12 protein-coding genes are annotated in these 13,613 nt (G+C 44.0%); 5 read left to right on the forward strand and 7 right to left on the reverse strand.

What is annotated here, in order from left to right; translation table 11 throughout:
• Positions 1–93: 93 nt before the first annotated feature.
• The 3 genes from glgA to topA form a co-directional block, all read right to left on the reverse strand.
• Positions 94–1,563: a glycogen synthase GlgA gene (glgA, locus tag BSQ33_RS02530; RefSeq protein ID WP_021019039.1), complete on the reverse strand. Its 1,470-nt coding sequence runs from the start codon at positions 1,561–1,563 to the stop codon at positions 94–96.
• A 1-nt stretch (position 1,564) separates the two neighbouring features.
• Positions 1,565–2,782, reverse strand: a complete 1,218-nt coding sequence (glgC, locus tag BSQ33_RS02535) for a glucose-1-phosphate adenylyltransferase (protein ID WP_021019038.1) — start codon at positions 2,780–2,782, stop codon at positions 1,565–1,567.
• Between the two features lie 364 nt (positions 2,783–3,146).
• The gene (topA, locus tag BSQ33_RS02540) at positions 3,147–5,777 is read right to left on the reverse strand and encodes a type I DNA topoisomerase (RefSeq protein ID WP_021019037.1); all 2,631 of its coding nucleotides are present in this window, start codon (positions 5,775–5,777) and stop codon (positions 3,147–3,149) included.
• A 434-nt stretch (positions 5,778–6,211) separates the two neighbouring features.
• On the opposite strand from topA, the gene BSQ33_RS02545 reads away from it, so the two are divergent.
• Positions 6,212–6,478, forward strand: a complete 267-nt coding sequence (locus BSQ33_RS02545) for a YciN family protein (RefSeq protein ID WP_088133187.1) — start codon at positions 6,212–6,214, stop codon at positions 6,476–6,478.
• A 94-nt stretch (positions 6,479–6,572) separates the two neighbouring features.
• Here BSQ33_RS02545 and aroA read toward each other — a convergent pair whose 3' ends face one another.
• Together aroA and BSQ33_RS02555 are read right to left on the reverse strand one after the other, a co-directional pair.
• Entirely contained in the window at positions 6,573–7,868 is a 1,296-nt protein-coding gene (aroA, locus tag BSQ33_RS02550; protein ID WP_088133188.1) for a 3-phosphoshikimate 1-carboxyvinyltransferase, read from the reverse strand.
• A gap of 153 nt (positions 7,869–8,021) precedes the next feature.
• Positions 8,022–8,477, reverse strand: a complete 456-nt coding sequence (locus BSQ33_RS02555; protein WP_088133189.1) for a glycine zipper 2TM domain-containing protein — start codon at positions 8,475–8,477, stop codon at positions 8,022–8,024.
• A 28-nt stretch (positions 8,478–8,505) separates the two neighbouring features.
• Here BSQ33_RS02555 and aat point away from each other — a divergent pair, with 28 nt between their 5' ends.
• The 3 genes from aat to infA all read left to right on the forward strand — a co-directional run bounded on the left by aat (position 8,506) and on the right by infA (position 10,219).
• Positions 8,506–9,225 carry a leucyl/phenylalanyl-tRNA--protein transferase gene (aat, locus tag BSQ33_RS02560; RefSeq protein ID WP_021019033.1) on the forward strand — a complete coding sequence of 240 codons (720 nt, stop codon included), beginning with the start codon at positions 8,506–8,508 and terminating at the stop codon, positions 9,223–9,225.
• A 9-nt stretch (positions 9,226–9,234) separates the two neighbouring features.
• Positions 9,235–9,921, forward strand: a complete 687-nt coding sequence (locus BSQ33_RS02565) for an arginyltransferase (RefSeq protein ID WP_021019032.1) — start codon at positions 9,235–9,237, stop codon at positions 9,919–9,921.
• A gap of 79 nt (positions 9,922–10,000) precedes the next feature.
• Positions 10,001–10,219, forward strand: a complete 219-nt coding sequence (gene infA / locus BSQ33_RS02570; RefSeq protein WP_001040192.1) for a translation initiation factor IF-1 — start codon at positions 10,001–10,003, stop codon at positions 10,217–10,219.
• Between the two features lie 72 nt (positions 10,220–10,291).
• On the opposite strand, the gene clpA is transcribed toward infA, so the two are convergent.
• A complete protein-coding gene (gene clpA, locus BSQ33_RS02575; protein ID WP_021019031.1) occupies positions 10,292–12,559 on the reverse strand; it encodes an ATP-dependent Clp protease ATP-binding subunit ClpA in 2,268 nt (755 codons plus the stop codon).
• Between the two features lie 40 nt (positions 12,560–12,599).
• Positions 12,600–12,920, reverse strand: a complete 321-nt coding sequence (clpS, locus tag BSQ33_RS02580) for an ATP-dependent Clp protease adapter ClpS (RefSeq protein WP_021019030.1) — start codon at positions 12,918–12,920, stop codon at positions 12,600–12,602.
• 450 nt (positions 12,921–13,370) lie between these two features.
• Here clpS and cspD point away from each other — a divergent pair, with 450 nt between their 5' ends.
• Positions 13,371–13,592 carry a cold shock domain-containing protein CspD gene (cspD, locus tag BSQ33_RS02585; RefSeq protein WP_021019029.1) on the forward strand — a complete coding sequence of 74 codons (222 nt, stop codon included), beginning with the start codon at positions 13,371–13,373 and terminating at the stop codon, positions 13,590–13,592.
• Positions 13,593–13,613 lie beyond the last annotated feature (21 nt).

Below are 13,613 nucleotides of genomic sequence, written 5' to 3' on the forward strand. Positions count from 1 at the left end.
GTATACACCTCCTATTTGCTCGTCGAGCCAGAACAAAAAAAGCACCATAATCGGTGCTTTTTTATTCAATCATGTTTCTCAATAAAATCAGCATCAATGCGTGTGTGAGTAGCCCATCAGTGCGGCTTCATACATCCGAACATACTGCTGAGCAGAATCTTCCCAACGAAAATCTTGCTCCATCGCCCGTCGCTGTATCGCTAACTTTTTCTCTGGCTGTTGCAGATAGAGCAGCAGTGCACGTTGCATACAAATGAGTAATGCTTCCGGTGTCGGTTCAGTAAAACTGAACCCTGTCGCTTTATCGGGAAAGAGATCATAGTCAAAAACGGTATCTTTCAGCCCACCGACCTCTCGGACAATCGGTAATGTGCCATAAGCCATGCTGTAAATCTGGTTTAACCCACACGCTTCAAACTCAGAGGGCATCAAAAAGAAATCAGAGGCGGCTTCAACCAGATGAGCAAAACGATTACTGTAAGCATCAACAAATGCAAACTTTTGTGATGATGTTGCAGAGATCTGGTGTAGACGATTTGCTATCTCCGGCTCGCCTGTCCCGACAATCACCAATTGCACGTCATTTCGCAGGAATTGCTCCAGAATCGGTAACAAATAGTGAAATCCTTTTTGATAGGTCAAACGACAAACCATCCCAAACACGGGGACATCCCGGGTTGGTAATAACAACTCTTCTTGTAACTGACGTTTACAGGTTGCTTTCCCTTCTTTTAAGGAGTCGGGCTCATTGGTGTAATTACGTGGAATATGACTGTCAATTCGAGGATCCCACTCCGAGTAATCACAGCCATTAATAATCCCGAACAGGTCTCTCTCTCGACGGACAAAATCATCGACTAATCCGTGGGCACCAAGTGGTGTCAGTAACTCAGCCGCATAGTGACGACTAACGGCATTAATCTTATCCGCATATGCGATACCGACTCTGAGCGCACTCACATAACCATGACCATATTGTAGAGCCGCCATACCACTTAAATGCAATTCAGGGATAATTTCTAATTCATCATAAGAAAATACCCCTTTAAATAAAGCATTATGGATCGTCAAGATACTCTTCATCCGCTGAAAGTAAGGATCATCAGCATAACGTGTTTTTAAGAGGAAAGGGACAAACCCAGTATGCCAATCATTGGCATGAATGATATTAGGCTGAATACCCAATTTCGGTAAAACGTCCAATACCGCAGCAGAAAAAAATCCAAAGCGTTCCCCATTATCGGCATAGGCTCGATTATGTTCGGAATACAGCTCTGGGCGATCAAAATATTTATCACAGTCAATCAAGTAAATCTCGACACCGTCTCGGTCAAACTTACGAACTTGATAAGCCGTATGAGGCCAGTGAGACAATTCAGTCTCCAGAATCACAGCTGTATCAGCTTTGTCCGGTACGAGGCGATAACCCGGCAACACAATTCTTACGCGATGTCCCAGGCTATTCAAAGCTGTCGGAAGCGCTTTTGCGACATCGGCCAAACCACCACTTTTTATAATCCCTTCAACTTCAGAAACGGTAAACCATACATCGATTTGTTCCATGTCAGAATCCAACTTTCGTTCCTTTTGCAATCACAACAATTCCCCCTTCAGAAACATAGAATCGTTTCCTGTCCAATTCTAAGTCTTCACCAATCACGGTGCCGGGTGCAATTTCAACATGCTTATCAATAATCGTCCGCTTAATAGTACAACCGGCACCAATCTTTCCATCACCTAAAATAACAGATTCACTGATATGAGAGCCAGCAGCAATATTACTCCGAAAACCAAGGATTGATTTAAAAATCGTCGCCCCTTGAATGTAACTTCCCCCCGACACCAGACTATCCGTAATCTTAACGCGGCGATCATCTGCATCCACAAATGTCGCCGGGGGTAACGGTGGATAATAGGTATGGAGTGGCCAGCTCCGGTTGTACAGAGAAAATAGAGGGTCATTACTCAACAAGTCCATGTTGGCTGCCCAGTAAGAATCAATGGTTCCGACATCTCGCCAATAGGTTGCTTTTCTTTCACCTTTGATTTTATTTGTTGAGAAATCGTAAACGTAAACATGGCCTTCAGGGAAAAGTTTCGGAATGATATCTTTTCCGAAATCATGGCTGGAGTGCTCATTGACTGCATCTTTCTTCAATTCATCACAAAGCACGTCTGCATCAAAAATATAGTTGCCCATCGAAATCAGCGCCCACTCCGGTTCTCCGGGAATCGGCTTAGGGTTGCTTGGCTTTTCTTCAAAACCGATCATTTTTCCGTCACGGTCAACTTCAATAACCCCAAACTGGGATGCCTCCTTGATTGGCATTCGTAACGCAGAGACGGTCAGATGAGCTTCTGTTTGTTTGTGGAAATCCAGCATCTGACGAACATCCATTTTATAGATATGATCCGAGCCGAATATACAAACATAATCAGGTGAGGCAAGTTCGATGAAACGAACATTTTGATAAATGGCATCAGCGGTCCCTTCATACCAACGTCTTCCATCTCTCATCTGAGCAGGAATCACATCAATAAATCGATCCGTAATGCCAGAAACATTCCAACCTTTTTTCAAGTGAACATAAAGTGATTGGGACTTAAATTGGGTCAATACGTAAATACGCATCAAGTCTGCATTAACAAAGTTGTTCAGAGCAAAATCAATTAACCGATAGCTTCCTCCAAACGGAACTGCGGGTTTACTTCTGCCTTCAGTTAAAGGTCTCAGCCGAGATCCCTCACCACCAGCTAAGATCATACTCAATACACCAGCCATGATTGAAACTCCATATTACCTTTTATAATCTGCTACAACCTAGTGCTATAGGTCGGTAGTTATTTTTAATCTCTTGAATGTCACAGAAAAATAATGCAACACGTTGTTTATAACGTTATCGGGATTATCACAGAATACAAAATTGAAACATCAAACTAGTGAAGCACCTATCGGTTAGCGTCTTCAACTCCCAAGCCAGTTCACAGAAAGGAAAAAAAGTAAGAATATTATGAACATCATGCTACGGCCCCGAACAAAGGATTCGAATGAAATCATACGAACCCTCTCTACCGATCCCGCCGGAATATCCAAACGATACATAAGTAATCATATAAAAAAGGCAGCGATTTGCTGCCTTAGTTCATTATGATTTTGCTTTTTTTCTCTTATCTGTGACTTGCCACTGACCATCGACATACAGAACGGTCCAGCCGGTGGGTTTACCATCAACCTCCGTACGCACATAATGCTCTTTCGATTTACGGCTAAACCGAATGACGGCGGGTGCGCCATCAGGGTCATGAGTTGGCGCAGAAGCCAGATACTTAAACTTATCGGGGATTCGCTCTTCAAAACGTACAAATTCTTCGACTAACGGTGCCCGGGTCTCTCTTGATTTCGGGAAATTACTGGCTGCCATAAACAGTCCGGAAGCCCCATCACGCAAGACAAAATAAGCATCTGATTTCTCACAAGGTAACTCTGGGAAATGAACGGGTTCTTCCTTCGGTGGGGCAACCTCACCATTTTTCAGAATTTTACGAGTGTTTTTACACGACTCATTGGTGCATCCCATATATTTGCCGAAACGACCATTTTTCAGCACCATATCAGCGCCACATTTGTCACATTCGACAACCGGCCCATCATATCCCTTAACTTTAAACTCACCGTGTTCGACAATATAACCGTCACAATTGGGGTTATTACCACAGACATGTAATTTCCGCTTATCATCAATCAGATAAGCATCCATCGCAGTTTCACAAATAGGACAACGTTTTTTGGCTCGTAAGGCAGCGGTTTCAACATCCTCTTCAAGAACATTAATCACCCCATCCTCATCACCCAAATTAATCGTCGTCTTACAACGTTCTTTCGGTGGCAAAGCATATCCCGAACATCCGAGGAATACCCCAGTGGACGCGGTACGAATCCCCATCGGCCGAGAGCATGTCGGACACTCGATATCCGTCAAAACGATATGATTCGGCTTCATCCCACCATCTTCTTCCTGCTTCTCTGCTTGTTCCAGAGAAACAGAAAAATCGCTGAAGAAGTTATCAAGTACACCTTTCCATTTCACATGCCCTTCAGCAATCTGATCCAGCTTCTCTTCCATTCGGGCAGTAAAATCATAGTTCATCAGGTCATTGAAACTATCATCTAAACGATCGGTGACAATCTCACCCATCTTTTCAGCGTAGAAACGCCGTTGCTCAATTTTTGCGTAGCCGCGATCCTGAATTGTGGAGATAATCGACGCATAAGTTGATGGACGACCAATCCCACGTTTTTCAAGCTCTTTTACAAGTGCGGCTTCCGTATATCTTGCGGGTGGTTTGGTAAAGTGTTGCTTCGGATCCAATGCCTCTAAAGAGAGCGTTTCACCGATTTGCACACCTGGCAGAATTTGATCTTCATTCTTACCCATTGGTCTCTGAACACGAGTCCAACCATCAAACTTCAGAATACGCCCCTTCGCTTTCAAGGTATATTCAGCAGCTTTCACACTAATTGTGGTCGAATCATAGCGTGCTGGCGTCATCTGACAAGCAACAAACTGGTTCCAGATTAATGTGTATAGTTTATGTGCGTCAGCCTCCATCCCGTCAAGTGAATCAGCCAAAACATTGACATCTGAAGGACGAATCGCTTCATGGGCCTCTTGAGCGCCGGCTTTACTGCCATACACATTAGGACTGTCGGGTAAATATGCGTCTCCGAAGTTTGTCTGCACATAATCCCGGACAGCATCAACAGCTTCAGAACTCAGATTCGTCGAGTCCGTCCGCATATAAGTGATATAACCCGCCTCGTACAAACGCTGCGCGAGCATCATGGTTTTCTTCACCCCATATCCCAGACGTGTACTTGCCGCTTGTTGCAATGTCGAGGTAATAAATGGGGCTGAAGGTTTGCTCGATGTGGGACGGTCTTCCCGCTTACACACCTCATATTGTGCAGACTCAAGTACGCGGACCGCTGTCGTTGCATCCTGCTCATTCAGTGGCTTAAATGCCACACCATCTTTCTGAGCGACGAGTAACCGCAAGGCTTTACCGTCAGGGGTTTGAGTATCCGCATGGATGTCCCAAAACTCTTCCGGCACAAATGCCTTAATTTCTCGCTCTTTTTCAACCAATAGCTTGACCGCCACGGACTGAACCCGACCAGCTGACAAGCCACGAGCAACTTTTTTCCACAACAGCGGAGAAACCATGAACCCGACAACACGATCCATAAAACGGCGTGCTTGCTGGGCATTCACACCATCCATATTCAATTCACCGGGCTCATGGAAAGCCTGCTGAATCGCATTCTTGGTGATCTCATTAAAGACAACGCGTTTATAGCGATCTTCTTCTCCACCGATAATCTCGCGTAGATGCCATGCGATTGCTTCCCCCTCTCGGTCCAAATCCGTCGCGAGATAAACGCAGTCAGCATCTTTTGCTAACTTCTGGAGTTCAGAAACGACTTTTTCCTTGCCCGGCAGCACCTGATAATTTGCTTCCCAACCATGGTAAGGATCAACCCCCATTTTTTTAATCAATGCATTGCGTTCTTTTTCTTTTTTTAAACGTTCTTTCTCTTCTGCACTTAAATGTTTCGTTGAAACGGGTGCTGATTTTTTGGTTGAACTTGCTTGACCAGAGGTAGGAAGATCTCGGACATGACCGACACTAGACTTCACAATATAGTCTCGGCCAAGATATTTATTAATCGTTTTAGCTTTGGCTGGAGACTCCACTATAACCAGTGATTTACCCATAATTGACTCAAATGTCCTTAATCCAAATGCGAACTTGGCCGCAATTACACTCAAAATTAGACTTCTTTTTACTATCGAGCGAGATAACAAGAAGATCAACCTGTTTTTGCAAATTGATACTTAATTGCTCGACAATTGTCCGAATCGAATTTTAGCTTAGTCTAAAACTCAGATATACACTCAGGTAATCTCACTCAGGATACCGCTTTGCATGCTGGTACACTTTTTTAAACGGCTATCTCAAACTGCCTGCGTATACTAAATGGACTCTCGACATCTCTCGAAAAAAATCCACCGTTCTATGGGATAAGTCACAGAATAAACCATGATAGCCCCCATCATTCTGGCTCCTGAACGATCGATTCCTCACAAAAACTGCATATCCAGAGCAATTTCGGTATAAAATGGGCCAACTTGGATGAAAGGAGGTACGAATGAACGATAAAAAAGCCATTTCCGCTTCAGATCTACTGATGATTGCCAATCAATTGATTCAGGAACATGAACATTACATTGAAGGGATGCGCGCAGACTCCGTTGAAGAAAAAGACGGTGTATTGGTATTCAAAGGTAACTATTTTCTCGATGAACAAGGCTTACCGACCACAAAAACAACCGCAGTATTTAATATGTTCAAATATTTAGCACATCAGCTGTCTAAAGAATTTACGCTCCAAGGTGAAGCCAGCGCAACACGATAGAAACGCATTCATGTCATTAATTTATGCCACTTACATCAGGTAAGCGGCATATTTTGGTGTCCTGATGTGATTAACTGCGCTCTGTCATCCGTGATTACACATCATGCGCACAACTTAAACCTTTCAAACGGTCAAAATAATCAGGAAAAGTCTTCGACGTACACCCCGGGTCATTAATCGTCACCGGAGTCTCACTCAAAGCAACCAGTGAAAAGCACATTGCCATACGATGGTCATCATAGGTGTCAATTGCCGCATGTTGCAAAACCACGGGGGGGGTAATCATGATATAGTCTTCCCCTTCTTCAACCTGAGCACCAACTTTGCGGAGTTCCGTGGCCATCGCGGTCAGACGATCCGTTTCTTTCACTCGCCAGTTATATACATTACGAATAGTCGTCGTACCTTCAGCAAACAATGCTGTGGTTGCGATCGTCATTGCTGCATCAGGAATATGATTGAAATCCATATCGACAGCCTTTAACGTACCACGGTGTGCACAGATATAATCGTCTCCCCACTCGATGTTCGCACCCATTTGTTCTAGCGCATCGGCAAAGTGAATATCACCCTGAATACTGTTTTTACCGATCCCAGTGACTTTTACCGAGCCACCTTGAATTGCAGCAGCGGCGAGAAAATAAGAGGCTGACGAAGCATCGCCTTCAACGAGAAAATCACCGGGCGACACATAGGATTGACCGCCTTGGATGATAAATTCACGATAATCGTTATTGGTCACGGAAACACCAAATGCAGCCATAATGTGCAGCGTAATATCGATATAGGGTTTAGAAACTAATTCACCAACAATCTCAATCCGTGTTTCACTATCAGCCAATGGTGCTGACATAAGGAAGGCCGTTAAAAACTGGCTGGAAATAGACCCGTCAATGCGAATGGTTCCACCTTTCAGCCCCGTCCCCTGGATCCACAGTGGCGGAAAATTTTCATTCTCCAGATACTGGATATCTGCACCCGCCTGACGTAATGCATCAACCAAATGGCCAATCGGGCGCTCTTTCATACGGGGTTCACCGGTGAGTGTATAAGAGCCGATACCCAGACATAAGGCCGCAGCTAAAGGGCGCATTGCTGTACCGGCATTACCAAGAAACAGTTCCAGAACATCACGTTCAGATTGGAAGGCATGCCCAAGTCCATCCACTTCACAAACCGTTTTATCCTCGGAAAGGCGATAGGATACACCCAGTGATTTCAACGCATTCAACATATGACGGATGTCATCACTATCGAGCAGATTGGTCAGACGCGTTGTTCCTTTGGCTAAGGCAGCTAAAAGTAACGCTCGGTTGGATACACTTTTTGAACCGGGTAAATTGATTTCACCCTGAATACTTTTGATCGGTTGTAATGTAAGGCTTTCCATCTAAAGATTGTTTTCCTTGCACCGCTCGTGTTTATTTTGATGAGCAGTGAAAATTTTTCGTATACTGAGACTATCGAAATTCCTGAGTGAAAACTAGTCTCAAAAACGTCAATTCCGTAGAAAAGGCACCTTGTTAGAACCAATCTTCTGCGCTTAATAGACTTTATCGACGCGAACGCCATCATCGAAGTAAAGAATACGAACCCGATCATTCTGAGTAAAAATCATGTTGGGATCGACTTCCTGAATCACATCGATATACCGTTTTCCTTCAACTTTGACCAATAGTTCAACCGCCTTATCCTCTCTTTGATAGGAGCGAGTTGCATGATGCCGGGCTATACTTCCGCCAGCAATCGAACCCACAATCGTCGCCAGTGACTGACCATGTCCATCACCAAATTGATGACCGAGGATGCCACCAGCGACTGCACCAATGAAAGTTTGCCAGCCATTGTCGCGGGCGTGAACAACTTCGGTCTGAGAAAAATAACGAACCGACTCAATCTGACCAAAAACAACTTGATTTACTGGACGCGCAACATTTCTTTCATAAGCAGCATTTGCAATCAGAGGAAAAACAAATAAGATCAGGATTAACAAGCGCATAAATAGATCTCCGATGAACTGAATTGATATGACAATCTATCTCCCAGAACTGGCCATGGATGAGTATTCGTTTCCACCGCTCAATCAAGCACTAGATGATCCAAACGGGTTACTTGCCTTTGGTGGCGATCTCCATCCGGATCGGCTTCTTGCTGCATACCGTTCTGGTATCTTTCCCTGGTATAGTCCAGGAGAGCCCATTCTGTGGTGGAGCCCTTCACCACGAGCCATTATCTCACCTAAGACATTTAAACCCGCCAAAAGTCTCCGTAAATTTCAAAGAAAAGCGAGCTATGCCATCAGTATGAACCAGTGTACTGATAGAATCATAGAATTATGTGCAAATACACGGTCTCCCTCTGAAACTTGGCTAACGCCTGAAATGAAATCAGCTTACCAACGGCTATCTCGCTTAGGCGCCTGTCACTCAATTGAAGTCTGGCAAGGTTCAGACATTATTGGAGGGTTATATGGGATTCAAATCGGACAGCTCTTTTGCGGTGAGTCCATGTTCAGTCTGAAAACCAACGCTTCTAAAATCGGGTTATGGGCCTTCTGTCAGCATTTTTCCCGGCATGGCGGGCAATTGATCGATTGTCAGGTCATGAATCCTCATTTGGCATCTTTAGGCGCTGAAGAGCTTGAACGTGATCAATTTATAAAAATATTATCCAAACTTAAATATAAAGAGATAGATCCCAGCTGTTATTCACCACAGTGGATATCATTGGACTTATCAGCAGACTGATCGAATTTTATGCAAAATATACGAATTGGATTAAGCCATAATCATTCATGCAGCTATTTACCGGATCGGCAAGAGCGAGTCGCGATTGCTATGGATGGCGATCTACATACACCTGCCCAATATGAAATGTTACTCGCCAACGGATTCAGAAGAAGTGGTGATACAATCTACAAACCCCATTGTGATAGCTGCCAGCTGTGTCAGGCGATTCGCGTGTCTATCACTGCATTTCATCTGAGCAGAAGTCAAAAACGCCTCTTAAACAAATCGAATCAGTTTCGCTGGAAGGTCAAAGACAGTCTGGACCCAGACTGGTACGACCTATACAAACGCTACATTAACCAGCGTCACCGAAATGGCTCCATGTATCCTCCTAACCGAGAAGATTTCGCCCAATTTTCTTCCTGCAGTTGGCTCAAAACGGTCTATCTACATATTTATAAGGCAGAACAACTCGTTGCGGTTGCCGTGACTGATCTTTTGCCTCAAAGTGCAAGCGCTTTCTACACTTTTTATGACCCGGATGAGAAGCTTTCACTGGGAACACTGGCAGTCCTCTTGCAGGCACAATATTGCCATCAACAGCAAAAAACTTGGCTATATCTGGGTTATCAGATCGATGAATGTCCAGCAATGAACTATAAAACACGCTTTCAACCGCATCAAAGGCTAGTAAATCAACGTTGGCAAGGGTAGAATACGCGCAACTTTACTATTTTCAGAGATGACGGCAAAATACATGCCGGATTTTTCGCCACATTTTGAAGAGGATTAAATGGCTAAAGAAGACGTAATTGAGATGCAAGGAACAGTCCTTGATACATTACCTAACACAATGTTCCGGGTTGAACTGGAAAACGGTCACGTCGTTACTGCACATATTTCAGGAAAAATGCGTAAGAACTACATTCGTATTCTTACCGGAGACAAAGTCACGGTTGAAATGACACCTTACGACTTATCTAAAGGCCGTATCGTCTTCCGCGCCCGTTAATCCCTCAAGTAGTCTGCCAAAAAGAAAACGGAGCATTTTGCTCCGTTTTTTATCACGACAATTCACAGATAATTAATGAACTGCGGCTTCTTTTGCCCCGATGTACTCGAACACAGGCTCATCATCTTTCAGAGAAACTTTCACTGTACCACCATCCACAAGCGCACCGAACAGTAATTCGTTTGCCAATGGTTTTTTCAGTTTTTCCTGAATGACTCGTCCCATCGGACGTGCACCCATCTCTTTATCGTAGCCTTTCTGTGCCAGCCAGTGTCTTGCTTCTTCAGAAACCTCTAGTGACACGCCACGAGCATCCAGTTGGGCTTGCAATTCAACCACGAATTTATCGACAACCTGATGAATGACACGCTCATCCAGTGCATTAAACCAGATGATATTATCTAATCGGTTTCTAAACTCTGGACTGAAGACCTTCTTAATCTCTGACATCGCATCATGGCTATGATCCTGCTGAATCAGACCAATTGATTTCTTGACGGTTTCGGCAACCCCCGCATTGGTTGTCATGACCATAATAACATTGCGGAAGTCCGCTTTGCGTCCATTGTTATCCGTCAGAGTACCATTATCCATCACTTGCAATAACAGATTGAAGATATCTGGATGCGCTTTCTCAATCTCATCAAGCAAGACGACTGCATGAGGATGTTTGATCACAGCATCTGTCAATAATCCACCTTGGTCGTATCCGACATAACCCGGAGGTGCACCGATCAGGCGGCTGACCGAGTGGCGCTCACCGTATTCAGACATATCAAACCGCAGTAGTTCAATTCCCATCAACTTCGCAAGCTGAATGGTCACTTCGGTTTTACCGACACCTGTCGGGCCTGCAAACAGGAATGAACCAACCGGTTTGTTTTCGGCACCTAACCCGGCTCGCGACAATTTGATGGCTTCGCTCAGTGCATCAATCGCATTATCCTGTCCGAATACCAACATCTTCATTTTCTGATCGAGGCTTTGTAAAACATCTTTATCAGAAGAAGACAATGATTTTTCAGGAATACGAGCCATTTTCGCAACCATTGTTTCGATATCTGAGACACCAACAGTTTTCTTACGCCGACTCGCAGGTACCAGACGTGCCCTTGCTCCTGCTTCATCAATCACGTCAATCGCTTTATCAGGTAAATGACGTTCATTGATATATTTCGCCGATAACTCAACAGCAGCTCGAAGCGCTTTATTGGTGTAACGCACTTCATGGTGAGCTTCATATTTCGCTTTCAGCCCCATCAAAATTTTCGTGGTGTCATCCAACGATGGCTCCACAATATCAATTTTCTGGAAACGACGAGAAAGCGCACGCTCTTTTTCAAAAATATTGCTGTATTCCTGATAGGTAGTCGATCCGATGCAACGTAACTTACCGCTACTCAAAAGTGGCTTAATTAAATTTGCAGCATCCACCTGCCCGCCCGACGCAGCACCGGCACCAATAATGGTATGAATCTCATCAATGAACAGAATTGCGTCTTTTTCTTTTTCCAGCTGTTTGAGAATGTTTTTGAAGCGTTTTTCAAAATCACCACGGTATTTTGTCCCTGCCAGCAAAGAACCAATATCCAGTGAGTAGATCACGCTGTCTTTGATAATTTCGGGAACCTGTCCTTCGACAATTCGCCAGGCAAGCCCTTCGGCAATAGCAGTTTTACCGACACCGGCTTCACCAACCAGTAGTGGATTATTCTTACGACGGCGGCATAAGACCTGAACAGTTCGTTCCAGTTCATAGTCGCGTCCAATCAATGGATCAATTTGACCATTTTTTGCTAACTGATTCAGGTTGCTAGCAAAGTTTTCGAGACGTTCTTCAGAAGGTGTATCTTCTGCGCTGTCTGCACCGAAAGAATCAGGTGCAGATTCATCACTGGCTCCGGATGTTTTAGTAATACCATGAGAAATGAAATTGACGATATCAAGACGGCTAATATCGTGTTTTTTCAGTAGATAAGCTGCCTGTGATTCTTGTTCACTAAAAATTGCGACCAGAACATTCGCACCAGTGACTTCATTTCGTCCAGAAGACTGAACATGAAATACCGCGCGTTGCAATACCCGCTGAAAACTCAGGGTTGGCTGTGTTTCCCGCGTTTCGTCACTTTCCGGAATCAGGGGTGTGGTTTTGTCGATAAACACATCCAACTCTGAACGCAAAGCATCCAGATCAGCTCGACAAGCGATTAATGCTTCTTTCGCTGCTCCATTCTCTAATAATGCAAGCAACAAATGCTCGACAGTCATATACTCATGCCTTTTATCCCGGGCTCGGGCAAAAGCATTGTTCAAACTAGATTCTAGTTCTTTGTTAAGCATTGGGACCCCCTTAAGGAACAACCTTGTTGTTCGGCAAGTACTAAGCTCGCTCCATGATACAAAGCAATGGGTGTTCATGTTTCTTCGAATACAGTGACACTTGTGCCACTTTCATCTCAGCAACCTCAGCAGTATACGTGCCACAAATCGCCTTCCCTTCGTAATGCACCTTAAGCATAACTTGAGTCGCTTGATCGATATCCATCGCGAAAAAACGCTCCAGTATCTCAATCACGAAATCCATCGGTGTATAGTCGTCATTCATCAGAATCACGTTATACATAGACGGGGGCTTCACTGCTGTTTTTTCTTTCTCCAGTAATTCTGAGTCTGGAGCCACCCATTCAAAATTTTTACTCATAACGGTTGTGAATCAGAGAGTTTTCCATTTAGATTAATTATTTAGGCTTCTAGCAATAGAACTATGTTTCTTAGCCAACTGATATGAAGTTCCGAGCGCCGAAGCGAAAACATCTCATACTTAGAGACTAATGCACCAATTGTATCGCTGCAAATAAAAGATTGCTAATTCGAATCACGATATCGATGCTAACTACTTTTTCACGACAAATGTCTATTTATTGTAGTTATAGAAATGTAAACAATAACGCAATTTGTTGCAAAGATGTCGATGTTTACACACTTTTTCTATTGACTGTCACTAACGATTGTTTAAATTGGTCAATTAGTGACTGGTTAATTTGGCAGCAGCGCTGAATTAAAGATCACAGCAGTGAAAACAAAATTGTAAAAAACAGTAACGTTTTCTTGTCGACAACATCAGTAAAAAAATGCATGAGGGATGTAAAGCATGGCTACCGGTAAAGTAAAATGGTTCAATAACGCCAAGGGATTTGGTTTTATCTGCTCTGAGGAAGGAGAAGGTGACATTTTTGCTCACTACTCAACGATCCAAATGGATGGATATCGTACCCTAAAAGCAGGTCAACATGTTTCATATGAGATTGAACAAGGACCAAAAGGCTTCCACGCTAGCGCCGTTGTACCAATCGAGGCTCAACAAGCCAAGTAAACATATCATTGTCGCTGCCAA

Origin of the sequence: Vibrio gazogenes (genome assembly GCF_002196515.1) — a bacterium.
GTDB lineage: Bacteria > Pseudomonadota > Gammaproteobacteria > Enterobacterales > Vibrionaceae > Vibrio > Vibrio gazogenes_A.

Coding starts and splice junctions, on each gene's coding strand:
- BSQ33_RS02555 (WP_088133189.1), bottom strand. CDS start 8,477: ATGCGCTTGTTAATCCTGATCTTATTTGTTTTTCCTCTGATTGCAAAT.
- BSQ33_RS02565 (WP_021019032.1), top strand. CDS start 9,235: ATGCAAAATATACGAATTGGATTAAGCCATAATCATTCATGCAGCTAT.
- aroA (WP_088133188.1), bottom strand. CDS start 7,868: ATGGAAAGCCTTACATTACAACCGATCAAAAGTATTCAGGGTGAAATC.
- glgA (WP_021019039.1), bottom strand. CDS start 1,563: ATGGAACAAATCGATGTATGGTTTACCGTTTCTGAAGTTGAAGGGATT.
- clpS (WP_021019030.1), bottom strand. CDS start 12,920: ATGAGTAAAAATTTTGAATGGGTGGCTCCAGACTCAGAATTACTGGAG.
- clpA (WP_021019031.1), bottom strand. CDS start 12,559: ATGCTTAACAAAGAACTAGAATCTAGTTTGAACAATGCTTTTGCCCGA.
- aat (WP_021019033.1), top strand. CDS start 8,506: ATGACAATCTATCTCCCAGAACTGGCCATGGATGAGTATTCGTTTCCA.
- infA (WP_001040192.1), top strand. CDS start 10,001: ATGGCTAAAGAAGACGTAATTGAGATGCAAGGAACAGTCCTTGATACA.
- BSQ33_RS02545 (WP_088133187.1), top strand. CDS start 6,212: ATGAACGATAAAAAAGCCATTTCCGCTTCAGATCTACTGATGATTGCC.
- cspD (WP_021019029.1), top strand. CDS start 13,371: ATGGCTACCGGTAAAGTAAAATGGTTCAATAACGCCAAGGGATTTGGT.
- topA (WP_021019037.1), bottom strand. CDS start 5,777: ATGGGTAAATCACTGGTTATAGTGGAGTCTCCAGCCAAAGCTAAAACG.
- glgC (WP_021019038.1), bottom strand. CDS start 2,782: ATGGCTGGTGTATTGAGTATGATCTTAGCTGGTGGTGAGGGATCTCGG.